This window comes from Streptomyces zaomyceticus, from assembly GCF_014656215.1.
GTDB classification, from domain to species: Bacteria; Actinomycetota; Actinomycetes; order Streptomycetales; family Streptomycetaceae; genus Streptomyces; species Streptomyces zaomyceticus.
In genome coordinates this window covers 676,590-699,213 of sequence record NZ_BNBZ01000001.1, presented here as the reverse complement: position 1 = coordinate 699,213, position 22,624 = coordinate 676,590, and the positions used below count along the sequence as shown (strand labels likewise).

Below are 22,624 nucleotides of genomic sequence, written 5' to 3'. Positions count from 1 at the left end.
GCCGGATGTGGAAGCCCAGTAATGGGTGGAGCTGACCGGTACTAATAGGCCGAGGGCTTGTCCTCAGTTGCTCGCGTCCACTGTGTTAGTTCTGAAGTAACGACCGTGCCGATATCCGGTTGGTTAACTTCATAGAGTTTCGGTGGTCATAGCGTTAGGGAAACGCCCGGTTACATTCCGAACCCGGAAGCTAAGCCTTTCAGCGCCGATGGTACTGCAGGGGGGACCCTGTGGGAGAGTAGGACGCCGCCGAACAATTTTTAGCCTCACCCCCCGGACTCTGTCCGGGGGGTGAGGCATTTTCGCGTTGAGCTACTTTCAGCCAATGATTGATGTGCCCATGACATTTCAAGAGGGCTGTGACACGCTCCGTGGCGCACTCCGAACCCGGGCACGGCCCGGGTTCCCCCACCCACAAGCTGTGGCAAGGAGAGCGACATGAAGTACACCCCCACTCTGACCGGCTTGGCCGCGCTGGTGATGGCTGTCGGAATCGGTGTTCCCGCTTCGGCCCATGCGAGCGGCGCGGTCGCCGGCGCTGAGGTCGACGGCGTGATGGTCGTGTCCGGGAACACCTGCACATGGACCGGTGCCGACGCCAGTGCGACTCCGCCGAGCGCGCTCACCGTCGACCGGACCACGATCAACAAGCCCGGCGGGAACCTGACCTGCGGGGGAGGCATCACCGCCTCGCTCAACAACAACCCGGCCTTCACCTTCGACGACGCCGCCGGAACGGCGACGACCGACGTCATCGACCTCACGGGCAAGCAGTCGTTCGTCTCCTGTCGCTACAAGGTCACGAACATCGTCTGGAATCGCGAGGGCGCCACCAGGAAGTACGTGAACACCCCCTTCACGGCGACCAAGGTGTCGGGCTCGTTCCTGTGCCCGGGTTCCTTCAGTGCCGTGGCCGGAGAGGCCTCCGTCGTGTTCCGCTGAGACGGTGCGCAGGGTCTGATCGATGGTCGGTGCGGCGCTGCTTGCCGTGCCGGCCATCGGTGCGTGGAGTCCTACAGGCGGCCGGCTGCCTTCAGCGCCAGGTAGGCGTCGGCCAGAGCGGGCGCGAGGGTGTCGGGGGAGGCGTCGACGACCGTGACGCCGTGGCGGTGGAGCTGCTCTGCGGTGCGGGAGCGCTGCACTCGGGTCTGAGTGGCTGCGGCGGCTTCGTAGACTCCCTCGATCGCTCCGCGTTTCGCCGCCATGTCGGCGATGTGGGGATCGGCGACCGAGGCCACCAGGACCGTGTGGCGCTGGGCGAGCTGCGGCAGGACTGGGAGGAGACCCTCCTCGATCGGGGCTTCGTCGAGGCTCGTCAGGAGGACGATCAGCGAGCGGCGGGGAGCGCGGGCGAGGGCCGTTGCCGCCAGGCCGCGGGCGTCGGTCTCCACCAGCTCGGGTTCGAGCGGGGCGAGGGCGTCGACCACGGTGGGCAGGACGTCGCGGGCGGAGCGGCCCTGGACCTGGGCTCGGAGACGGCGGTCGTAGGCCAGGAGATCCACGCGGTCACCGGCACGGGAGGCGAGCGCGGTGAGCAGGAGAGCCGCGTCCATGGAGGCGTCCAGGCGGGGGACGTCGCCGACGCGGCCGGCCGAGGTGCGGCCGGTGTCCAGGACGATGAGGATGTGGCGGTCCCGTTCGGGGCGCCAGGTGCGGACGGCGACCGTGGTCTGGCGGGCGGTCGCCCGCCAGTCGATCGAGCGGGTGTCGTCGCCGGGGACGTACTCGCGGAGGCTGTCGAACTCGGTGCCCTCGCCGCGGGTCAGCACGCTGGTGCGGCCGTCGAGCTCGCGGAGCCGTGCCAGACGGGACGGCAGGTGCTTGCGGCTGGTGAACGGCGGCAGGACACGGACCGTCCAGGGAACCTCGTGGTTGCCCTGGCGGGCCGCGAGGCCGAGGGGGCCGTATGAGCGGACCGTGATCCGTTCGGCGTGGCGGTCGCCGCGGCGGGTCGGGCGCAGGCTCGTCGTGAGACGGCGGCGTTCGCCGGCCGGGACGGTCAGGCGGTGGCGCGAGGAGGTCTGTTCGGTGCCGGGGAGCCAGCTGCTGGGCGGCCAGGCGTCGCGGAGTTGGGCGCGGAGGGTGCGGCGGGACGGGTTGGTGACCGTGAGCTGCACGTCTGCCGCGTCACCGAGTCGAACGGATGTGTCACCGCTTCGGGTGAATTGGAGCGTTCGTACTGGCGCGGCCAGGGCGTAGTCGCACAGAATTGCGAGGGAGAGGGGCGCGTTCACCGCGAGCATCCCCGCCCAGCTGGGGGCGAGGACGCCGACGGGGAGCGATCCGAGGGCGGCGATCAGCGCGGTTCGTCCGGTGAGGGCCATGGGGCGCCGTTCTCAGCGGGGGACGGGGACGTGGGCGAGGATCGAGTTGATGACGGAGTCGGGGGTGACTCCCTCCATCTCGGCCTCGGGCCGCAGGTGGATGCGATGACGCAGGGTGGGGAGAGCGAGGGCCTTCACATCGTCCGGGGTGACGTAGTCCCGGCCGGTGAGCCAGGCCCAGGCGCGGGCGGTGGAGAGCAGAGCGGTGGCGCCTCGGGGGGAGACCCCGAGGCTGAGTGAGGGGGATTCACGCGTGGCACGACAGATATCGACGACATAGCCGGCGATCTCGGCGGAGACCGAGACCTTGGCGACCGCGGTCCGAGCCGCTTCGAGTTCGGCGGGGCCGGCGACGGGGCGGACACCGGCGGCCTTGAGGTCGCGGGGGTCGAAGCCCTCGGCGTGACGGGTGAGCACCTGGATCTCGTCCGCGCGTGAGGGCAGAGGGACCGTCAGCTTGAGCAGGAAACGGTCCAGTTGGGCTTCGGGGAGAGGGTAGGTGCCCTCGTACTCGACGGGGTTCTGCGTCGCGGCGACCAGGAAGGGTTCCGGCAGGAGACGCGGGGTGCCGTCGACCGTGACCTGACGCTCCTCCATCGCTTCCAGGAGGGACGACTGGGTCTTCGGGGGCGTGCGGTTGATCTCGTCGGCGAGCAGCAGGTTGGTGAAGACCGGGCCCTGCTGGAAGGAGAACTCGGAGGTCCGGGTGTCGTAGACCAGGGAGCCGGTGACATCGCTGGGCATCAGGTCGGGGGTGAACTGGACGCGCTTGGTGTCGAGTTCGAGTGCGGCCGCGAGCGAGCGGACCAGCAGGGTCTTCGCGACGCCGGGAACACCTTCGAGGAGGACGTGTCCTCGGCAGAGCAGGGCGACGACGAGACCGGTGACGGCGGGGTCCTGGCCGACCACGGCCTTCCCGATCTCGGTGCGCAGGGCCTCCAGGGAGGCGCGGGCGCTGTCCGAGGTCGTATCGGTCTCGGGGGTCGGGGCGCTCATGAGGTGCGTACCTCTCTTTCGAGGGCGTCGAGTTGGTCCGCCAGGCGGATGAGTGCGGCGTCGTCGGCGGGAGCCGGGCCGAAGAGGAGGTTCCTGGGGTCCGCGGTGGTCTCGGGGAGACGGGCGGAGAGTGCGGGGAGGAGGCGCTCGGAGGAGTGGGCGTCCTGGACGGGGACGCCGAGGAGCGGGGCGATCCGGGTGCGGGTCGCGGTGCGCAGGACGGAGGCGGCGCGGTCGCGGGCGTTCGCCTTGCGGTAGAGGCGGGCGCGGCCTTCGGTGGCCTCCGAGGCGCGGAGGGCGACCGGGAGGCGCTCGGTCACCAGGGGGCCGAGGCGGCGGCCGCGCCAGATGGCGGCGAGCAGGGCCGCGATCGCGAGCTGGAGTGTGCCCCACAGCCAGCCGGAGGGGATGAGGGCGAGGAAGTTGCCCGTCGTGTCGTCGCCGGGTGTGTCGGCGGTGGCGGAGGCATCGGTCAGGGAGGGGAGGTACCAGACGAGATGGGGCCGGGAGCCGAGGAGTTGAAGGGCGAGCGAGGCGTTGCCCTGCTGGTCGAGACGGTCGTTGTGGAGGATGTCGGGCGAACCGAGGAGGACGGTGTCGGTGGTGTCGGGGCCGGGGAGGCGGACCAGGGACGGCAGACCGTCGGCGGGGTAGCAGGAGTCGGCGGTGCTGCCGGGGGCGGTTCGGTAGCGCTCGCCTCCGAGGTCGACGCTGCCGGCGCGGGTGGCGGCTGCCAGGTCGCAGGAGGGGGCACGGTTCTCCACCGGGACGCTGGTGGCGCTGGTGACTCCCGGGGCCAGGACGGAGAGGGAGGGGTGGCCGGCGCCGACGAGGACGGTGCGGCCGACGGAGCCCGTGACGGCCCTGCGGAGCGCGGACTGCTGAGGCTCCGTCAGCAGGTCCGGAGTGGTGACCAGGAGCGTCGCGTCGCTGTCGGCCGCGGTCGTGGCCTCGTCGAGGGTGGTGACGAGGGTGATCGTCACGCCACGGGCCTCGAGGAGTTCGGCGACGGCTCGGCTGCCGTTCGGGTCGGCGGAGCGCGGGTCGAGGGCTCCGTGGGAGTCGGAGGAGCGCATGGTCGCGAGGACGAGGCCGCCGATGAGGACCAGAGCGAGGACGAGGGCCGCGCCGCGGGCCCGGGTCCAGAGCCGGCGGGCGGAGGCGGCGGTCGACGTGGCGCTGGTGGCCGGGCGGCTCATACGGACGTCCCCGGGGAGGCGGTGTCCAGGGTGGGACGGGTGCGCTCCAGGGCGGTGTCCAGTTCCTCGACGCGGCGGTACGCGGGCTCGTCGGCGGTACGGCCGCCGTATGTGACGTCGTCGAAGGCGCGGACCGCGAGGCGGAGGTCGTCCGCGTGGGCGGGCAGGGAGCGGCCGGCCTCGGCGGCGGCCTCGTCGGCGGTGCGGCCGGGGCGGGGGTCGAGCAGGGCGCGTTCCTCCAGGGCGCGGACGATGGCCCGGGTGCGTTCCTGGACGGCCTGGTTCCAGCGGCCGGCGGCGGCGTGGCGGTCGGCGTCCGCGCGGTGGTCGCGGGCGGTGCGGGGACCGTCGGCGAAGAGGGAGTCGCCGGTGGCGCCCGGGGCCCGTTGCGGAGTGCCGAGGCGCCACCAGAGGGCGGCGAGGACGGCGACCACGAGCAGGATCACCACGACGAGGCCGAGGACGCCGCCCGGGGTGGCCCCCGAGGCGGCGCCGAAGAGGTCGTCGATCCACTCCCAGAAGCGGTCGAGGCCGCGCTGGAGGAGGTTCGGGTCGTTCTCGTGGTACTTCGGGTCGGACAGCTCCCGCTCCGCCGCCTCGCGGGCGGGGACGCGGGAGATGTCCACCGGGACGTCGCTGTCGGCGCGCAGTCGCGCCGGTGCCGTGGCCGTTCCCCCCGTGACCTTCACGGCATCAGCCGCCGACGGTCTGGGTGCCCGGTGTGGGGCCGTAGCCGGGGAGACCCGCGGCCCGTGCCAGTTCGAGGTCCAGGGCTTCGCGGCGGATGCGCTGGTCCACGTAGAGGAGGACCGTCACGCCCGCCGAGATCGGGTAGGTGATCGCGCTGGTGATCACGCCGCCGATGCCCGTGACGATCAGGAACGGCCAGCCGAAGGTGGTGGACGTGCCGGAGAGGAGGCCGGAGAAGCCGTCGCCGTCGATCGCGATGCCGATGATGGTGAACGGGATCGCGACGATCATGGCGAAGACGAAGATCAGCAGCTGGGTGAGCAGGGTGATCCCGAAGATCCGCCACCACGTGCCCTGAACCAGCTTGGCCGAGCGCTTCAGGGAGGGGATGACGCCTTGACGCTCCAGCATCAGGGCGGGGGAGGCGAGGCTGAAGCGGATCATCAGCCAGACGGCCGCAGCCAGGGCGCCGAAACCGCCGAGGATGGCCAGGGCCACGCCCGCGGAGCCGCCGATCAGGAGACCGGGCAGCAGGCCGACCATCACGATGGCGGCGCTCAGCGCGGCGAGCAGCAGGGTGAGGCCCACGAGCTGGAGGAGCCGCGGTCGGGCCTCCTGCCAGGCGGAGCCCAGCGAGACCGGCTTGCCGAGGATGGCGCGGCTGATGACGACGGTCAGCAGGGCCGCGCTGACCAGGGACGCCATCAGCGTCACCAGGAGGGCGGGAGCCAGGCCGATGAGGGACGACTGTGCCGCGTCGAGGGACGACTGAAGGGCCTCGGCGGGGGTGGCGTCGGGGCCGGCGGCGGGGGCCTCGGGGACGAGATACCGCTGGGCGAGGATGTCGGCGATCTGGGAGATCACCGCGACCGTGACCGTGATCGCCAGGACCGTGCGCCAGTAGCTGCGGAGGGTCTTCACCGCACCGTCGAGGATCTCGCCCATGGCCAGCGGGCGCAGCGGGATCACACCGGGCTTGGCGGCCGGGGGCCTGCCCCAGTGGGCGTTCGGCGGCGGGGCGCCCCAGCCCGGTCCCCGGCTCGGTGCCGGGGGAGGGGTCTGGCCGGTCGGCGGGGACCACTGTCCGGCGGGCGGCTGGTCCTTGGACCACTGGGGGGCGGAGCCGTTCGCGTCGGCCGGAGCGGAGGGCCGGGGGACCCCGGAGCCGTTCTGGTCGTCGGAGGGGGCGGATCCGGGCGAGGTCCAGCCCGGAGTGTCGTTCACGGTCGTCCACCTCGGAGGAATGGTCGCGGTGCCGGATCGGCGAACCGGCTCGGTCACGGCGGCCGACACCCTGACACGGCGGCGGGCCGGGTGCCATCGTGCCACGCGGGGCCCGCCCGTGGGCGGGACCGGCCTTGTCGTTCGTACCTTTGTCCGGGCCTTCGTGGTGCCGGGCCGTGTCCGGGCGGGTCGGGCGGGGGCGCGGACCGGTCGGTCGTACGTGTGACGGCTCCGCTTCGGGGCCGGGGTGCCCAGCGGCTTCTCGACGGTTCGGCCGTCGTCGTCCCCGGCCGTGGGGGCGTGACGTACGGCGATCACGCCGGCAGGCCGACCGTCCCGCCTGGCGTCGAGACGCCCTCGCTCCCGGCGGAGGGTGCGGTGCGACCGGCGAGGGGGTGGCAGCGAGGGCGGCGGTGATCGTGAGGGGGTGGCGGGGCATGGCGGCACGGACGCATCCTGTTGCTTCCCGCCCTGACTGTGGCCGGGTGGACGGGGTGGAAAGAACGGGTGACTCACCCCATGGGCCGCACCGGGGGGCACACGGTACGGTTCATGGCGACCATGGGGGAGCCACGGGGGTGACATCCATGTCTGACATCAACACCCACGGACACCGGCAGTCGACGGTGGGCGATCACGGACGTCACCGCAGGTCAGTGAGGTATCTCACGAGCCGCCTTGAGACTGATACGGAAATGGGATGATGTCGATATGAAGGGACGCGTTCTTGTCGTCGACGACGACACCGCACTGGCCGAGATGCTCGGCATCGTGTTGCGGGGCGAAGGGTTCGAGCCGTCGTTCGTCGCGGACGGCGACAAGGCGCTTGCCGCATTCCGGGAGGCCAAGCCTGACCTGGTGCTGCTCGACCTGATGCTGCCCGGGAGGGACGGCATCGAGGTGTGCCGGCTCATCAGGGCCGAATCGGGTGTGCCGATCGTCATGCTCACGGCCAAGAGCGACACGGTCGACGTGGTCGTGGGCCTGGAGTCCGGGGCGGACGACTACATCGTCAAGCCGTTCAAGCCGAAGGAGCTCGTCGCCCGTATCCGGGCGCGGCTGCGGAGGTCCGAGGAGCCGGCTCCGGAGCAGCTCACCATCGGTGACCTGGTCATCGACGTGGCCGGGCACTCCGTGAAGCGGGACGGGCAGTCCATCGCCCTCACCCCCCTGGAGTTCGACCTGCTGGTCGCGCTGGCGCGCAAGCCGTGGCAGGTCTTCACCCGTGAGGTCCTGCTGGAGCAGGTCTGGGGATACCGGCACGCGGCCGACACCCGGCTGGTGAACGTGCACGTCCAGAGGTTGCGCTCGAAGGTCGAGAAGGACCCGGAGCGCCCGGAGATCGTAGTGACCGTCCGTGGTGTCGGTTACAAGGCGGGACCGAGCTGACATGACTACAGGCAGTACTGCTCCGAAGCCCGGGGATCCGGGAGTCCGTACGGGGCGGGCTGCCGGACCGGGACGGGGGGGCTCGCGTACCGGCCGCCTGCCGCGAGGCGGACGACTCTTCCGGGACGGAACACCGGGCGGACCGGTCCTCCGGCTCTTCGCGCGCTGGGTGCGCCGGCCGTTGCTGCCCGCTGTGCGGCTGTGGCGACGGAACATCCAGCTGAGGATCGTCGCGGGCACCCTGTTGATGTCCCTCGGAGTGGTCCTGCTGCTCGGCCTGGTCGTCATCGGCCAGGTCCGCAACGGTCTGCTCGACGCCAAGGAGAAGGCCGCCCAGAGCCAGGCCGCCGGAGGGTTCTCCGCCGCCCAGGACAGGGCGGCGACCACCCCGTCGGCACCCGGGCAGCAGGACGGCGGCAGGGCCGGCTCCTCCGTGAACTGGCGCTCCACGCTGGTCGAGCAGCTCGCCAGCGGTGGCCAGAGCGCCTACAACGTGGTCGCGCTCTCCCTCGACACCGGTGACACCGCGAGCCGGGGCGTCCGCGCCTCCGGCGAGGTCGACCCGATCACGAGCATCCCCGCCGAACTGCGGCACTCCGTCGCCCAGGGCGCCGGGACCTTCCAGAAGTTCACCAGCATCCACTACACCAGCGGCAAGGCCTCCGAGGCCGGTCTGGTGATCGGCAAACGGCTCAACGAGGCCGACGGCACCCAGTACGAGCTGTACTACCTCTTCCCGCTGACCCAGGAGGAGGACTCCCTCACCCTGGTCAAGGGCACCCTCGCGACCGCCGGTCTCTTCGTCGTGGTGCTGCTCGGCGCCATCGCCTGGCTCATGGTGCGCCAGGTCGTCACACCCGTACGGATGGCCGCCGGGATCGCCGAACGACTCTCGGCCGGACGTCTTCAGGAACGGATGAAGGTCACCGGCGAGGACGACATCGCCCGGCTCGGCGAGGCCTTCAACAAGATGGCCCAGAACCTCCAGCTCAAGATCCAGCAGCTGGAGGAGCTGTCGCGGATGCAGCGGCGGTTCGTCTCGGACGTCTCGCACGAGCTGCGCACCCCGCTGACCACGGTCCGGATGGCCGCCGACGTCATCCACGAGGCCCGTGTCGACTTCGACCCGATCACCGCCCGCTCCGCCGAACTCCTCGGCGACCAGCTCGACCGCTTCGAATCGCTGCTCTCCGACCTGCTGGAGATCAGCCGCTTCGACGCGGGAGCGGCGGCCCTGGACGCCGAGCCGATCGATCTGCGCCAGGTCGTGCGCCGGGTCATCGGCGGCGCCGAACCCCTCGCCGAACGCAAGGGCACCCGGATCGTCGTCGTCGGCGACAAGCAGCCCGTGGTGGCCGAGGCGGACGCCCGCAGGGTCGAGCGCGTCCTGCGCAACCTCGTCGTCAACGCCGTCGAGCACGGCGAGGGCCGGGACGTCGTGGTGAAGCTGGCCGCCGCCGGTGGGGCCGTCGCCGTCGCGGTACGCGACTACGGCGTCGGGCTCAAGCCGGGCGAGGCGACCCGGGTCTTCAACCGCTTCTGGCGGGCCGACCCCGCCCGCGCGCGCACCACCGGCGGTACGGGCCTCGGCCTGTCGATCGCCGTCGAGGACGCCAGGCTGCACGGCGGCTGGCTCCAGGCCTGGGGCGAGCCCGGTGGCGGATCGCAGTTCCGGCTCACCCTGCCGCGGACGGCGGACGAGCCGCTGCGGGGCTCCCCGATACCCCTGGAGCCCGAGGACTCGCGGCGCAACCGCGAGCAGGCGGCCGCCGGACGCAGCCAGGAGAGCGCCCGCCTCGCGGCCGTGCCGACCCAGGCCGCGGGCGACCGGGCGCAGCTCTCCGTACCGACGAGGCTGCCCTCGCCGCAGCGGGCGACCGTCGACCCGACGGCCCTGCCCGGCAGCGGAGCCAGGGTCGTGCCGCGCGCGGCGACGGACAACGACGGCGGGGCGGGCCGGGCGAGGACCGGCGGAAACGGGAACGTGGAGCGGGAGGACGGGACACGTGGGCGCTGACTCCCGAGAGGGGCACGCGGGGCGGGGCACGCGGAAAGGCCGGAGCCGGCGCGTGGTGGTGCTCGCCGCGTGCGGCGGACTCCTGGTGACCGGGTGCGCGACGATGCCCGACAGCGGGGACGTCCAGGAGGTCAGGGGGGCCAACCAGGGCGACTCGCAGGTACGGGTCTACGCCGTGGCGCCCCGGGAAAACGCGGACCCGAACGAGATCGTCGACGGCTTCCTGGAGGCGATGACCAGTGACGACCCCGGCTTCGCCACCGCGCGCAAGTACCTGACGAAGCAGGCCGCGCGGAGCTGGAAGCCGGAGCAGAGCATCACCGTGCTCACCACCGGGCCCGACCGCGACCAGGCCGACCGGAACGCCGACCCCGACAACCAGGGCCGCGCCTACCCGCTCTCCGGCCGCAAGATCGCGACCGTGGACGCCCGGCACGCGTACCAGCCGATCAGCCCGGCCGCGTACCTGGAGTCGATCCATGTCGTGCAGCAGCCCACGGGCAACGGCAAGGGCAAGGAATGGCGCATCGACAGCCTTCCGCCCGGCCTGGTGCTGGGCGAGGCCGATTTCCTGCGCAACTACCGGTCGGTCAACAAGTACTACTTCGCCTCCGGGGAGGACTGGGTCGTCGCCGATCCGGTCTACATCCGGCAGCGCCAGGACCCCGTCACCCGGATGGACCCGGTGACGCAGACGGTCAGGGCGCTCCTCGAAGGTCCCACGAACTGGCTGAAGCCGGCCGTCGACTCGAGCTTCCCCTCCGGTACGGAGCTGAAGAAGGGCGTCACCACCCTCACGACCGACGACCAGTCCACCCTCAAGGTGCCGCTGAACGCCAAGGCGGACCTGGTGGGCGGCCAGCCGTGCCGGCGGATGGCGGCGCAGCTGCTGTTCACGCTGCGCGACCTGACCTCCGTACGCGTCGAGCAGGTGGAGCTCCAGGGCTCGACCGGGCAGTCGCTGTGCCGGCTCGGGAAGGGGCAGGCGGCCGAGTTCGCCGCGGTCCGGGACACGGAGCGGGACGAGAGCCCGTACTTCGTCGACGAGCACCACAAGCTGATGATGCTGGACGTCGGGGGCAAGGAGGCGAACGCGCCGACCGAGGTGCCCGGACCGCTGGGCAAGGGCACGACGCCGCTCCGGTCCGTCGCCGTCGACCGGGGCGAGACCCGCGCCGCCGGAGTCGGGGAGAACGGCCGCGATCTGTTCGTCTCCTCCATCACCACGGAACAGGAAGCCTCGCCGGCGATCCTGAGCAGCAAGGCGGCCAAGCCCACCGACCGGCTGTCCGCACCCAGCTGGGGCGGCCGCGGCGACCTGTGGATCGCCGACCGCGACCCCGCCGCACCCCAGCTGTGGATGGTGCCCGACGGCAGCGGTGAGCCCGTGAAGGTACGGACGCCGTGGCTGGAGGACGACGCCAGGATCGAGTCCCTCCGGGTCTCCGCCGACGGGGTGCGAATCGCTCTGGTGGTCACCCGGGGCGGGGACACGACCCTGCAGATCGGCCGGGTCCAGCGGCAGAACACGGGGGAGGAGCCGGTGGTCTCCGTGCTCGACCTCCAGCCGGCCGCGCCCCGGATGGAGTCGGTCACGGCCGTCTCCTGGGCCGGGCCGAGCCGGCTCGTGGTGGTCGGCAAGGAGGCGGGCGGCGTCCAGCAGATCCGCTACCTCCAGACGGACGGGTCGACTTCGGCGACCTCGGTGCTGCCCGGTCTGAGCGGGGTGGCCTCGGTGGCCGCGCCGCACAAGGACTCCGTGCCGGTGGTCGCCGACTCCGGCGACGACGGCATCGTGCGGCTCGCGCCGGGGACGAACTGGCAGCCGGTGGTCAAGACCGGGACCTCGCCCGTCTATCCGGGATAGCGGCTCCGGTCCCCGTCGCCGGCCGTGTGACGGTCCGGCCGGTGCGCACCTGACGTTCACGGTGCGCACCTGACGTACTTCGGTGGCTCCCGCGGGTTTTCCACAGGGGTGGCCGGGGTGCCGGGGAAGGCGCACAGTGGAGCCATGCGGGGGTGGTGGCGCGAGATCGCCGGGCTGGTGCTGCCGGTCGCCTGCGGAGGCTGCGGCCGGCCGCGTACGGAGCTGTGCCCGTCCTGCGCGGCCGTGCTGAGCGGGGCGGGGGAGGGTCCGCGCAGGGTCCGTCCTGCGCCCGAGCCCGCCGGGCTGCCCGTCGTCCATGCCGTCGCGCCCTACACCGACGCCGTACGGGAACTCCTCATCGCCCACAAGGAACGTGGTGCGCTCACTCTCGCCCGGCCCCTGGGCGAAGCCCTGGCCGTCGCCGTGGAGGCCGCTGCCGGGCCCGTCGAGGGCCTCGCGACCCGACCGCTTCTCCTTGTGCCGGTGCCGTCCTCGCGGCGCTCCGTGCGGGCGCGTGGCCACGATCCGACGCGGCGCGTCGCGCTGGCCGCGGCGGCCCGGCTGCGGAGTGCCGGGCGGCGGGCGCGGGTCGTGCCCGTGCTGCGGCAGCGGCGGTACGTGGCGGACCAGGCGGGTCTCGGGGCGCGTGGACGTCTCGCGAACCTCTCCGGCGCGCTGGAGGTCGTGCCCGGCGGCGGGCGGCTGCTCGGGCCGGGAAGGGTGGTCCTGGTGGACGACCTGATGACCACCGGCGCCTCGCTGGCGGAGGCGGCGCGCGCTCTCGGAGCCGTACGACTTCCGTTCATTCCTGGAATACCGCACGGTTTACCGGCCGGTTCGGCGCAGCACGGATTCGAACAGCGGGTGGCGGCTGTGATCGCATCCTCTCCCGCTTCGTTCGAAATAAACCGGAACTCTCCAAGATCTTGGATCGTTGCAGGTGGTGAGAGGTGAAAGCGCCCGAACGGAGGTATGTCGCGGTAGCGGGTGCCGACACCCGTCCGGAGGGGCTATGTTCGGTTGTGAGGAATGGTGAAAGCCATCGCCTCACCGAATACATGGTTGCGCCTACAGGACGGGAGTTCAGGGCGAATTAACCTCTTGTCGATGGGGTGGGGATCATGTCGACTGGGGAGGAGGAGGTGAAAGTCGCCAAGTCCGAGCTCCGGTAATCCACCGGAGTCTGGTGCAAAGGGAGATGCCCGGCGGCCAAGGAGCCGATCCGGGCGATCCGGGAACGGAGTTCTGCGTGGACATCGTCGTCAAGGGCCGCAAGACCGAGGTGCCCGAGCGGTTCCGCAAGCATGTGGCCGAGAAGCTGAAGCTGGAGAAGATCCAGAAGCTCGACGGCAAGGTGATCAGCCTCGACGTCGAGGTGTCCAAGGAGCCCAACCCGCGGCAGGCCGACAGGTCCGACCGCGTGGAGATCACCCTCCACTCCCGAGGCCCGGTGATCCGGGCGGAGGCTGCGGCAGGCGACCCGTACGCAGCGCTCGACCTCGCCAGCGACAAGCTCGAGGCACGACTGCGCAAGCAGCACGACAAGCGGTACACCCGCCGTGGAAACGGCAGGCTTTCGGCGGCGGAGGTCGGGGACGTGGTGCCCGGCGCCGCCCAGCTCAACGGAGACGGCCAGCTCGTCGCCGACGAGTCCGACAAGGTGCCCACCACGATGATGGGTTCGATCGAAGTCCAGGGCGAAGGCCCGCTGGTGGTCCGTGAGAAGACCCACCGGGCCGCACCGATGACGCTCGACCAGGCGCTCTACGAGATGGAGCTGGTCGGGCACGACTTCTACCTCTTCGTCGACTCCGACACGAAGCAGCCGAGCGTCGTCTACCGCCGTCACGCGTACGACTACGGCGTCATCCATCTGGAGAGCGACCCGCTCGCCGAGGGTGGCGGCGCCGGTGGTGCGCTCGGCGGCTGACGCCACTCGGCGCCCCCCACACCTCAGTTGCCCCTCACGGTGCCCCTGGAGCGACCTTCGCGCCCCCAGGGGCACCCTTGTGCGTCCACGGATCACACCGACGGCGCCGGGGCATGAAATCATGACGTGCACGCCAACCGGTGCTCATCGAGTGCCGGTTGGAGGACCGGAAACGAATTCAGGCCACGGCCTTCAGGGGGAGGAACGATGGCGGACAGCTTCGGGCCGGTGCTCAGCGGGCGCGAGCACGGTAGTGCGGTCCCGGAGGGATCGGATTCGGACAGCGGTGGATTCCGGAAGGAGCCCATCCGGGTCCTCGTCGTGGACGACCACGCCCTCTTCCGCCGCGGACTCGAGATCGTCCTCGCGCAGGAGGAGGACATCCAGGTCGTCGGTGAGGCCGGGGACGGCGCCGAGGCCGTCGACAAGGCGGCCGATCTGCTGCCCGACATCGTCCTGATGGACGTACGGATGCCCCGGCGCGGCGGTATCGAGGCCTGCACCTCCATCAAGGAGGTGGCCCCCAGCGCGAAGATCATCATGCTGACGATCAGCGACGAGGAGGCCGACCTCTACGAAGCCATCAAGGCGGGGGCCACCGGCTACCTCCTCAAGGAGATCTCCACCGACGAGGTCGCGACGGCCATCCGCGCGGTCGCGGACGGACAGTCGCAGATCAGCCCCTCGATGGCCTCCAAGCTCCTCACCGAGTTCAAGTCGATGATCCAGCGCACCGACGAGCGCAGGCTCGTGCCCGCGCCCCGGCTGACCGACCGTGAGCTGGAGGTCCTCAAGCTCGTCGCGACCGGGATGAACAACCGGGACATCGCCAAGGAGTTGTTCATCTCGGAGAACACCGTGAAGAACCACGTCCGGAACATCCTGGAGAAGCTCCAGCTGCACTCCCGGATGGAGGCCGTGGTCTACGCGATGCGGGAGAAGATCCTCGAGATCCGGTAGCCGGCCCCCGTGGGCTCGGCCGGCCCCGCGGGCCTCCGGCCGCCCGGGCGGTCAGCCCAGGGCGCGCACCAGCTCCGGTACGAGCTCCGGGTGGTTCACCCGGTCCGGCACCACCGACACCGCCTCACAGCCGACCCATTCGGCCGCCTCGCGCAGTGCCCGCGCCACCGCCGGCACGGCCTTCGGGCCGTCGAGCGTCACCTGGCGGGCGACGAGCGTCCTGCCCTCCCGCGCCGGGTCCACCCGGCCGACCAGCCGGCCCCCGGCGAGGACCGGCATCGCGAAGTAGCCGTGCACCCGCTTCTGCTTCGGTACGTACGCCTCCAGGCGGTGCGTGAAGCCGAAGATCCGCTCCGTCCGGGCCCGCTCCCAGATCAGCGAGTCGAACGGCGAGAGCAGGGTCGTACGGTGCCGGCCGCGCGGCTCCGAGGCCAGCGCCGCCGGATCCGCCCAGGCGGGCTTCCCCCAGCCGGCGACCGTGACCGGCACCAGACCCGCCGCCTCGACCACCGCGTCGAACTGCTCGCCCTTGAGCCGGTGGTAGTCGGCGATGTCCGCGCGCGTACCCACTCCCAGCGCCTCGCCGGCCTGCCGGACGAGCCGCCGCACGCACTCCGTGTCGTCCAGCTCGTCGTGGAGCAGGTCCTGCGGGATCGCCCGCTCCGCCAGGTCGTACACCCGCTTCCAGCCGCGCCGTTCGACCACGACCACCTCGCCGTGCATCAGCGCCCGCTCGACGGCGATCTTGGAGTCGGACCAGTCCCACCACTCGCCCTTGTTCTTGGCGCCGCCCAGCTCGGTCGCCGTCCGAGGGCCTTCGGCCCGCAGCTGGTCGATCACCTTGTCGTACGCGCCCGGCGACAGCTCGTGGCCCCAGTGGGGGCGGTTGCGGTAGGCGCGGCGGCGGAAGGCGAAGTGCGGCCACTCCTCGACCGGCAGCACGCAGGCCGCGTGCGACCAGTACTCGAAGGCGTGGGACCCGGTCCAGTAGGCGTCCTCGACCGTCGTACGGCCGACGGCGCCCAGGCGCGCGTACGGAATGAGCTCGTGCGAGCGGGCGAGGACGGAGATCGTGTCGAGCTGCACCTGGCCGAGCGCGCGCAGCACCCCGCGCACCCCGGCGCGCCGGTCGGGCGCGCCCAGGAATCCCTGCGCGCGCAGCGCGATCCGGCGTGCTTCGTCGGCGGACAGTTCGGCGGCGGGGCGCGGCGCAGTCGTCATGAACGGCACCCTAGGCCCCGGCACTGACAGTCGGCCGGGCGGTGAACCGGAGCCGTGGGGGCGGGGGAGGGAGGGGGGAGGGGGACCGGTCGGGCCGGGGCGGGCGCGGCGGGCCGGGGCCGGGGGCCGGTGGCGGGCCGGGAGTCGGGACGCGAAGGCGGGGCCCGAGCGGCAGGGGAGGGCCGGGGGCGTCGCGGGCGGTGGGCCGGGGAGTCAGGGGCGGGACGGCAGATCGCGGGCCGGGAGGTAGGGAAGGGGGCCGGTGAGGCCGAAGTCGGAGGGGAGCAGCGCACCGATCCAGCAGTCCCGGAGCGTTCCCTTGTTGGTCAGGGCGGCGCGCTGGTCGCCCTCCATGACGAAGCCGACCCGCTCGGCCACCGCGCGCGAGCCGACGTTGCCGATCTCGGCGCGCCACACCAGACGCGTGCAGCCGAGCCCGGTGAAGGCCCAGTGGGCGACGGCCCGGACGGTCTCCGTCATATAGCCGCTGCCGCGGTGCTCGGCGCGCAGCCAGAAGCCGACCTCCCACACTCCCGTGTCGCGACCGGTCAGGGCGACGGCGGCGAGCAGCGGGCCGCCGGCCAGCGGTTCGACGGCGAAGGCGTACGAGCTGTCGTCGCGCCAGCCGTCGGGCACGAGCCGGTGCACGAAGAAGTCGGCGTCCTGTCGCGTGTAGGGGTCGGGGACGACGGTCCAGCGGCGGATGTCCGGGTCCTGGCAGCTGGCGTACACCGCTTCGAGGTCCTCGGGAACGAAGTTCCGCAGACGCAGTCGGTCGGTGGTGAGGGTGATCGGCTCCATGCGTGGATTGTGGTGAGACGGGGGACGGGAAGCGAACACTTTTCGGGTGGGGCGGCACCTTCCGCCCACCTCGTGCGTTCTCTTTCCGGGCGGGCGTACGGCTCCGGCACTGTGGGCCTCCCTTCGCGAGGGCGGTCTCGCTTACGATGGCCGTTGCGGTGGGGACCACCTGCCGTGCCCGCGCTCGCGTCCATGACAAGACCCAGTGCCAGGCCCGACCGGCAAGGAGACCAGCCTCAGTGTCCGTCTTCAACAAGCTCATGCGTGCAGGCGAAGGAAAGATCCTGCGCAAACTGCACCGCATCGCGGACCAGGTCAACTCCATCGAAGAGGACTTCACCAACCTCTCCGACGCCGAGTTGCGGGCGCTCACCGATGAGTACAAGCAGCGGTACGCCGACGGCGAGAGCCTCGACGACCTGATGCCCGAGGCCTTCGCGACGGTGCGCGAGGCCGCCAAGCGTGTTCTCGGTCAGCGCCACTACGACGTCCAGCTGATGGGTGGCGCAGCCCTCCACCTCGGCTATGTCGCCGAGATGAAGACCGGTGAGGGCAAGACCCTCGTCGGTACCCTCCCGGCGTACCTCAACGCGCTCTCCGGCAAGGGCGTGCACCTGATCACGGTCAACGACTACCTGGCCGAGCGCGACTCCGAGCTCATGGGCCGGGTGCACCGCTTCCTCGGTCTGACCATCGGCTGCATCCTCGCCAACATGACTCCGGCGCAGCGCCGTGAGCAGTACAGCTGCGACATCACCTACGGCACGAACAACGAGTTCGGCTTCGACTACCTGCGCGACAACATGGCGTGGTCCAAGGACGAGCTCGTCCAGCGCGGCCACAACTTCGCCTGTGTCGACGAGGTCGACTCCATCCTCGTCGACGAGGCCCGTACGCCGCTGATCATCTCCGGCCCGGCCGACCAGGCGACCAAGTGGTACGGCGACTTCGCGAAGCTCGTCACCCGTCTCTCCAAGGGCGAGCCCGGAAACCAGCTCAAGGGCATCGAGGAGACCGGCGACTACGAGGTCGACGAGAAGAAGCGCACCGTCGCCATCCACGAGGCCGGTGTCGCCAAGGTCGAGGACTGGCTCGGCATCGACAACCTCTACGAGTCGGTGAACACCCCGCTCGTGGGCTACTTGAACAACGCCATCAAGGCGAAGGAACTGTTCAAGAAGGACAAGGACTACGTCGTCATGGACGGCGAAGTCATGATCGTCGACGAGCACACCGGCCGTATCCTCGCCGGTCGCCGCTACAACGAGGGCATGCACCAGGCGATCGAGGCGAAGGAAGGGGTGGCGATCAAGGACGAGAACCAGACCCTCGCCACGATCACCCTGCAGAACTTCTTCCTCCTGTACTCGAAGCTCTCCGGCATGACCGGTACGGCCATGACCGAGGCCGCCGAGTTCCACCAGATCTACAAGCTGGGCGTCGTCCCGATCCCCACGAACAGGCCGATGATCCGCAAGGACCAGTCCGACCTGATCTACCGGACCGAGGTCGCCAAGTTCGCCGCCGTCGTCGACGACATCGCGGAGAAGCACGAGAAGGGTCAGCCGATCCTCGTCGGCACGACCTCCGTCGAGAAGTCCGAGTACCTCTCGCAGCAGCTCTCCAAGCGCGGTGTGCAGCACGAGGTCCTCAACGCCAAGCACCACGACCGCGAGGCCAGCATCGTCGCGCAGGCCGGCCGCCGCGGCGCCGTCACCGTCGCCACGAACATGGCCGGTCGCGGTACGGACATCAAGCTCGGCGGCAACCCGGACGACCTCGCCGAGGCCGAGCTGCGCCAGGCCGGTCTGGACCCGGTCGACCACGTCGAGGAGTGGGCCGCGGCCCTCCCCGCCGCCCTGGAGCGCGCCGCGAAGGCCGTCAAGGCGGAGTTCGAGGAGGTCAAGGACCTCGGCGGGCTGTACGTGCTGGGCACCGAGCGCCACGAGTCCCGTCGTATCGACAACCAGCTGCGCGGTCGTTCCGGCCGTCAGGGCGACCCGGGCGAGTCCCGCTTCTACCTCTCGCTCGGCGACGACCTGATGCGTCTGTTCAAGGCGCAGATGGTCGAGCGCGTGATGGCCATGGCCAACGTGCCGGACGACGTGCCGATCGAGAACAAGATGGTCACCCGGGCGATCGCCTCCGCGCAGTCGCAGGTCGAGACCCAGAACTTCGAGACCCGCAAGAACGTCCTGAAGTACGACGACGTCCTCAACCGGCAGCGCCAGGTCATCTACGGCGAGCGCCGTCGCGTCCTGGAGGGCGAGGACCTGCACGAGCAGATCCAGCACTTCATGGACGACACGATCGACGACTACATCCGCCAGGAGACCGCCGAGGGCTTCGCGGAGGAGTGGGACCTCGACCGGCTGTGGAACGCCTTCAAGCAGCTCTACCCGGTGAAGGTCACCGTGGAGGAGCTGGAGGACGAGGCCGGGGACCGCGCGGGCATCACCGCCGAGTTCATCGCCGCGTCCATCAAGGGCGACATCCACGAGCAGTACGAGTCGCGGGAGAAGCAGCTCGGCTCGGACATCATGCGTGAGCTGGAGCGGCGCGTGGTCCTGTCGGTCCTCGACCGCAAGTGGCGCGAGCACCTCTACGAGATGGACTATCTCCAGGAGGGCATCGGCCTGCGCGCGATGGCGCAGAAGGACCCGCTGGTCGAGTACCAGCGCGAGGGCTTCGACATGTTCACCGCCATGATGGAGGGCATCAAGGAGGAGTCCGTCGGCTACCTGTTCAACCTGGAGGTCCAGGTCGAACAGCAGGTCGAGGAGGTCCCGGTGCAGGCGAGCGCTCCCTCGCTGGACAAGCAGGACGCGGTGCCGGCCGGGCGTCCGGAGATCCGCGCCAAGGGGCTCGACGCCCCGCAGCGGCCGGACCGGCTGCACTTCTCGGCGCCGACCGTGGACGGCGACGGCGGTGTCGTCGAGGGCGACTTCGCCTCCGACGACGTGGACGCCGGCGACGGGATGACCCGCGCGGAGCGTCGCAAGGCGCAGAAGAACGCGGGCGGCGGCGGGCGTCGTCGCAAGAAGTGACACACGTCGTCTGAAGGAGTGCCGCCGAGGCGGTGAGTTCTTCGCGTAGGGGTCGGTCGCCCGGTGGGCGGCCGGCCCCTTCGTCATGTCCGGCGAGCCGTCGCACCGAGGCCGTCGAGCTCCACGGCGGCGCAGCGCCAGCGGTGGTCGGCGCCGCGCTCGAGCCGGAAGGCCATCGCCCGGACGCGGGGGCCCGTGGCGATCGTCGCGAAGGCCTCCACGACCGTCCGCCCCTCGTGCACCTGGACCGAGCAGCGGCGCAGGACCGGGCGGGGCCCGAGGGACCGCAGGGGCGTCTCCGGGGCGATCCGTACGAGCTGCTCGTACGCCTCGCCGACCGTGTGGCCCAGCATCCAGTGGACCGGGCGCTCCCCGCTGAACACGGCGAGGAGGCGTTCGGCGAAGACGGTGTGCGGGGGGAGGGCGCGGGGCGGGGCGGTCGTGCGGGGGTGGGTGCCGGCGGGGCCGCGGGGGCGGGTGCCGGCGGGGCCTCCGGGGGCGGTGCGCGGGCGGGGGGTGCGGGGCCGGGTGGTCGCCGTGGCCGGGTGCGGCGGGGTGGCGGTGGGCGTGGGCGTCGTCGTGGCGAGCGTGGTGGTCATGGCGGGCCCCTGTCGTTGCGTAACCGAGTGATACCAGTCGGTAACTTTCCGTTGGGGATCTTGTACGGGTGGGCCCGGAGGGGCCGCAAGGACTCCGTATCCGCGGGGCGCGTCGAAAATGGAATCACCTATCCGGGTGACACCGGGGAAAATCGGCTCCCGGGGGTACCGGTGAGGGCTTCCGGGAGTGGACGTACGACGACTCCGGGCGGCAAGCCCGAAGGGGGACTCCCCACGTATCCTGAGGGCCTCTCCGTCTACGAAAGCGGCCAGCCGATGCGCGTGTACGTCCCCCTGACCCTTCCCGGTCTCGCACAGGCGCACAAGGCGGGCGAGCTGGGATCCGGCCCGCTGACCGCCTACGCCGTCACCCCCGCCCTGCGGGAGTGGTACGTCTCCGACGACATCGAGGAGCTGGAGTACGCGGCGCTCAACCGTGCCGCGGCCGCCTCCCTGCGCCTCCTGGCCGGCGACCCCGAGGCGCCCCGGCGCCGGATCGTCGTGGCCGTCGACGTCGCGGACAAGGACGCGGTCGCGGACCCCGACGGGGGGCTCACCGTCGCCTCCATCGGCGAGGTGCGGATCACCGGACCCGTCGTGCTCGCCAAGGCGGCGGCCGTGCACGCCGACGCGTGCGACGCGGTGGCGGACGTGACGGCGGCGGCGGACGCGCTGGGCGCGGCGGACAAGGGCGACGACGACGCGCAGTTCGTCGTCGACGGAGCCGAGGACCACGAGCTGCTGTGGTTCGGGGTGCAGGAGATTCCGGCGCTGCTGGGCTGAGCGGCACGGTCCCCGCGGCCTCTCCGGCCTCTCCCGGCCTCTCCGGCATCCTGGCCCGTCGGCGCCTTCGGCTCGCGCGGCCGTTCGACTCGACCGGCCGGCTTTCGCCGATTCCGTGCCCGAATCTTGAGTGTCCGAGTGGCCGGGTACCGTCTTTCCATGGGGAAGCGCGACGGCTTGCGGGGCAAGCACCTGGTCTGGGACTGGAACGGCACACTGCTCGACGACATCGGCGCGGTCATCGGGGCGACCAATGCCGCCTTCGCCGAGCTCGGGCTCGCATCGATCACTCTGGAGCGGTACCGCGACCTGTACACGGTGCCGGTGCCCAAGTTCTACGAGCGGCTCATGGGGCGGCTGCCCACCGACGCCGAGTGGGCCGTCATGGACGGCGCCTTCCACCGGCACTACTGGGAGCGGGCCGAGGCCTGCGGACTCACCTCCGGTGCCGCGGAGCTGCTCGCGACGCGGCAGGAGTCGGGCTTCACGCAGTCATTGCTGTCCCTGGCGCCCCACGCGGAGTTGATCCCGCTGGTGCGACGGCACGGGATCGCCGAGCGGTTCGTGCGGATGGACGGGCGGGTCGACACGTCCACGGACGGGAAGTCCGGGCACATGGTGCGGCACCTGGCCGCGCTCGGCGGGGTTCCGGCGGAGCGGGTCGTCGTCATCGGTGACGCCGCGGACGACGCTCTGGCGGCGCAGCACGTCGGGGCCAAGGCGGTGCTCTTCACCGGCGGATCGCACAGTCGGGCTTCCCTGGAGCGGGTGGGTGTGCCCGTAGTGGATTCGCTGGCCGAGGCCGTGGCCGTCGCGGAGGAGCTGGTCTGACGGGCTCGGCCCGCCGGTGCCGACGGCCTGGCCGGCGATGAACGGGATCGCGGGCGGTGGGATGCCGCCCGCGACCGCTCTGCCGTGTCAGCCCTTCGCGCGGAGGACCTTCAGGAACTCGCGCATCCAGGTGGGGTGGTCCGGCCAGGCCCGGGAGGAGACCAGGAGGCCGTCGACCACCGCAGCGCTGTCCTGGAACGTCGCCCCGGCCGCCTGCATGTCGAGCTCCAGGGCCGGGTAGGCCGTGACCCTGCGGCCCTCCAGCCCGCCGATCGCCGCCGTCAGGAGCGGGCCGTGACAGATCTGGGCCACCGGCTTGTCGGCGTCGAAGAAGGACTTGAGGATCTTGCGGAGCTCGGGGTCGTTGCGCAGGTACTCCGGCGCCCGGCCGCCCGGGATGACCACCGCCACGTACGCGCCCGGGTCCACCTCGGAGAAGGCCAGATCGGCGGGCCAGGTGTAGCCGGGCTTCTCCGTGTACGTGTCGAAGCCGGGCTCGAAATCGTGGACGACGAAGCGGAGCTGTTTGCGGGCGGGGGCCGCGATGTCGACCTCGTAGCCCTCCTCGAGCAGCCGCTGGTAGGGGTACATCACCTCCAGCGACTCCGCCGCGTCCCCGGTCACGATCAGGATCTTCGCCATGGCTCTCCCAGATCACAGATGGTCGGTCTGCCGTGCAGTGCCCATGCTCGCGTACACGCTGCCCGCGGCGGGGCGCTTTGCCAAGAGGACATGTGTCGCTGTCC

The 22,624-nt window shown here is 71.3% G+C and carries 19 protein-coding genes and 1 rRNA gene; 11 read left to right on the top strand and 9 right to left on the bottom strand.

The annotated features are described in order from the left end of the window. The first annotated feature begins 138 nt into the window (after positions 1–138). Both rrf and IE311_RS03030 read left to right on the top strand, forming a co-directional pair. Positions 139–255: ribosomal RNA gene (rrf, locus tag IE311_RS03035) — 5S ribosomal RNA — on the top strand. Between the two features lie 183 nt (positions 256–438). Next, positions 439–942 (top strand): hypothetical protein, encoded by a 504-nt coding sequence (locus IE311_RS03030; protein ID WP_189829899.1) that lies wholly within the window; start codon positions 439–441, stop codon positions 940–942. 71 nt (positions 943–1,013) lie between these two features. Here IE311_RS03030 and IE311_RS03025 read toward each other — a convergent pair whose 3' ends face one another. Genes IE311_RS03025 through IE311_RS03005 form a run of 5 tightly spaced genes read right to left on the bottom strand, consistent with a single transcriptional unit; the run spans position 1,014 to position 6,433 of the window. Continuing rightward, positions 1,014–2,324 (bottom strand): DUF58 domain-containing protein, encoded by a 1,311-nt coding sequence (locus tag IE311_RS03025; RefSeq protein WP_189829898.1) that lies wholly within the window; start codon positions 2,322–2,324, stop codon positions 1,014–1,016. Positions 2,325–2,336: 12 nt separating this feature from the next. Beyond that, entirely contained in the window at positions 2,337–3,320 is a 984-nt protein-coding gene (locus IE311_RS03020; protein WP_189829897.1) for an AAA family ATPase, read from the bottom strand. Next, the gene (locus IE311_RS03015) at positions 3,317–4,519 is read right to left on the bottom strand and encodes a DUF4350 domain-containing protein (protein ID WP_189829896.1); all 1,203 of its coding nucleotides are present in this window, start codon (positions 4,517–4,519) and stop codon (positions 3,317–3,319) included. The genes IE311_RS03020 and IE311_RS03015 overlap by 4 nt, the downstream gene beginning before the upstream one ends. Then, positions 4,516–5,208: a DUF4129 domain-containing protein gene (locus tag IE311_RS03010; RefSeq protein WP_189829895.1), complete on the bottom strand. Its 693-nt coding sequence runs from the start codon at positions 5,206–5,208 to the stop codon at positions 4,516–4,518. The genes IE311_RS03015 and IE311_RS03010 overlap by 4 nt, the downstream gene beginning before the upstream one ends. Positions 5,209–5,212: 4 nt before the next feature. After that, positions 5,213–6,433, bottom strand: coding sequence for a DUF7544 domain-containing protein (locus IE311_RS03005; protein WP_189829894.1), 1,221 nt, complete (start codon positions 6,431–6,433; stop codon positions 5,213–5,215). Positions 6,434–7,144: 711 nt separating this feature from the next. Here IE311_RS03005 and mtrA point away from each other — a divergent pair. The 6 genes from mtrA to IE311_RS02975 all read left to right on the top strand — a co-directional run bounded on the left by mtrA (position 7,145) and on the right by IE311_RS02975 (position 14,596). Beyond that, positions 7,145–7,822: a two-component system response regulator MtrA gene (mtrA, locus tag IE311_RS03000; RefSeq protein ID WP_010356958.1), complete on the top strand. Its 678-nt coding sequence runs from the start codon at positions 7,145–7,147 to the stop codon at positions 7,820–7,822. Between the two features lies 1 nt (position 7,823). Continuing rightward, positions 7,824–9,839, top strand: a complete 2,016-nt coding sequence (mtrB, locus tag IE311_RS02995) for an MtrAB system histidine kinase MtrB (protein WP_189829893.1) — start codon at positions 7,824–7,826, stop codon at positions 9,837–9,839. Continuing rightward, positions 9,829–11,706 carry an LpqB family beta-propeller domain-containing protein gene (locus IE311_RS02990; RefSeq protein WP_373313732.1) on the top strand — a complete coding sequence of 626 codons (1,878 nt, stop codon included), beginning with the start codon at positions 9,829–9,831 and terminating at the stop codon, positions 11,704–11,706. The genes mtrB and IE311_RS02990 overlap by 11 nt, the downstream gene beginning before the upstream one ends. Positions 11,707–11,850: 144 nt before the next feature. Beyond that, positions 11,851–12,660, top strand: a complete 810-nt coding sequence (locus IE311_RS02985; protein ID WP_189829892.1) for a ComF family protein — start codon at positions 11,851–11,853, stop codon at positions 12,658–12,660. 295 nt (positions 12,661–12,955) lie between these two features. Beyond that, positions 12,956–13,636, top strand: coding sequence for a ribosome hibernation-promoting factor, HPF/YfiA family (gene hpf, locus IE311_RS02980; protein ID WP_189829891.1), 681 nt, complete (start codon positions 12,956–12,958; stop codon positions 13,634–13,636). Positions 13,637–13,843: 207 nt separating this feature from the next. Then, positions 13,844–14,596, top strand: coding sequence for a response regulator (locus IE311_RS02975; RefSeq protein ID WP_189829890.1), 753 nt, complete (start codon positions 13,844–13,846; stop codon positions 14,594–14,596). A 51-nt stretch (positions 14,597–14,647) separates the two neighbouring features. Here IE311_RS02975 and IE311_RS02970 read toward each other — a convergent pair whose 3' ends face one another. Both IE311_RS02970 and IE311_RS02965 read right to left on the bottom strand, forming a co-directional pair. Then, a complete protein-coding gene (locus IE311_RS02970; protein WP_189829889.1) occupies positions 14,648–15,817 on the bottom strand; it encodes a winged helix-turn-helix domain-containing protein in 1,170 nt (389 codons plus the stop codon). A 213-nt stretch (positions 15,818–16,030) separates the two neighbouring features. Beyond that, positions 16,031–16,618 (bottom strand): GNAT family N-acetyltransferase, encoded by a 588-nt coding sequence (locus IE311_RS02965; RefSeq protein WP_189829888.1) that lies wholly within the window; start codon positions 16,616–16,618, stop codon positions 16,031–16,033. A gap of 239 nt (positions 16,619–16,857) precedes the next feature. Between IE311_RS02965 and secA the strand changes: the two genes are divergently transcribed. Beyond that, positions 16,858–19,665: a preprotein translocase subunit SecA gene (gene secA, locus IE311_RS02960; protein ID WP_189829887.1), complete on the top strand. Its 2,808-nt coding sequence runs from the start codon at positions 16,858–16,860 to the stop codon at positions 19,663–19,665. 83 nt (positions 19,666–19,748) lie between these two features. On the opposite strand, the gene IE311_RS36535 is transcribed toward secA, so the two are convergent. Then, a complete protein-coding gene (locus IE311_RS36535; RefSeq protein WP_229901672.1) occupies positions 19,749–20,264 on the bottom strand; it encodes an Rv3235 family protein in 516 nt (171 codons plus the stop codon). Between the two features lie 276 nt (positions 20,265–20,540). On the opposite strand from IE311_RS36535, the gene IE311_RS02950 reads away from it, so the two are divergent. Both IE311_RS02950 and IE311_RS02945 read left to right on the top strand, forming a co-directional pair. Continuing rightward, a complete protein-coding gene (locus IE311_RS02950; protein ID WP_189829886.1) occupies positions 20,541–21,047 on the top strand; it encodes a DUF6912 family protein in 507 nt (168 codons plus the stop codon). A gap of 159 nt (positions 21,048–21,206) precedes the next feature. Further along, on the top strand, positions 21,207–21,878 hold the full coding sequence (locus IE311_RS02945) for an HAD family hydrolase (RefSeq protein ID WP_189829885.1): 672 nt from the start codon (positions 21,207–21,209) through the stop codon (positions 21,876–21,878). A gap of 87 nt (positions 21,879–21,965) precedes the next feature. On the opposite strand, the gene IE311_RS02940 is transcribed toward IE311_RS02945, so the two are convergent. Continuing rightward, positions 21,966–22,520 (bottom strand): DJ-1/PfpI family protein, encoded by a 555-nt coding sequence (locus IE311_RS02940; protein WP_189829884.1) that lies wholly within the window; start codon positions 22,518–22,520, stop codon positions 21,966–21,968. Between the last annotated feature and the right edge of the window lie 104 nt (positions 22,521–22,624).

Coding starts and splice junctions, on each gene's coding strand:
- IE311_RS03030 (WP_189829899.1), top strand. CDS start 439: ATGAAGTACACCCCCACTCTGACCGGCTTGGCCGCGCTGGTGATGGCT.
- IE311_RS03025 (WP_189829898.1), bottom strand. CDS start 2,324: ATGGCCCTCACCGGACGAACCGCGCTGATCGCCGCCCTCGGATCGCTC.
- IE311_RS03020 (WP_189829897.1), bottom strand. CDS start 3,320: ATGAGCGCCCCGACCCCCGAGACCGATACGACCTCGGACAGCGCCCGC.
- IE311_RS03015 (WP_189829896.1), bottom strand. CDS start 4,519: ATGAGCCGCCCGGCCACCAGCGCCACGTCGACCGCCGCCTCCGCCCGC.
- mtrA (WP_010356958.1), top strand. CDS start 7,145: ATGAAGGGACGCGTTCTTGTCGTCGACGACGACACCGCACTGGCCGAG.
- mtrB (WP_189829893.1), top strand. CDS start 7,824: ATGACTACAGGCAGTACTGCTCCGAAGCCCGGGGATCCGGGAGTCCGT.
- IE311_RS02985 (WP_189829892.1), top strand. CDS start 11,851: ATGCGGGGGTGGTGGCGCGAGATCGCCGGGCTGGTGCTGCCGGTCGCC.
- IE311_RS02975 (WP_189829890.1), top strand. CDS start 13,844: ATGGCGGACAGCTTCGGGCCGGTGCTCAGCGGGCGCGAGCACGGTAGT.
- IE311_RS02970 (WP_189829889.1), bottom strand. CDS start 15,817: ATGACGACTGCGCCGCGCCCCGCCGCCGAACTGTCCGCCGACGAAGCA.
- IE311_RS02965 (WP_189829888.1), bottom strand. CDS start 16,618: ATGGAGCCGATCACCCTCACCACCGACCGACTGCGTCTGCGGAACTTC.
- IE311_RS36535 (WP_229901672.1), bottom strand. CDS start 20,264: ATGACCACCACGCTCGCCACGACGACGCCCACGCCCACCGCCACCCCG.
- IE311_RS02950 (WP_189829886.1), top strand. CDS start 20,541: ATGCGCGTGTACGTCCCCCTGACCCTTCCCGGTCTCGCACAGGCGCAC.
- IE311_RS02945 (WP_189829885.1), top strand. CDS start 21,207: ATGGGGAAGCGCGACGGCTTGCGGGGCAAGCACCTGGTCTGGGACTGG.
- IE311_RS02940 (WP_189829884.1), bottom strand. CDS start 22,520: ATGGCGAAGATCCTGATCGTGACCGGGGACGCGGCGGAGTCGCTGGAG.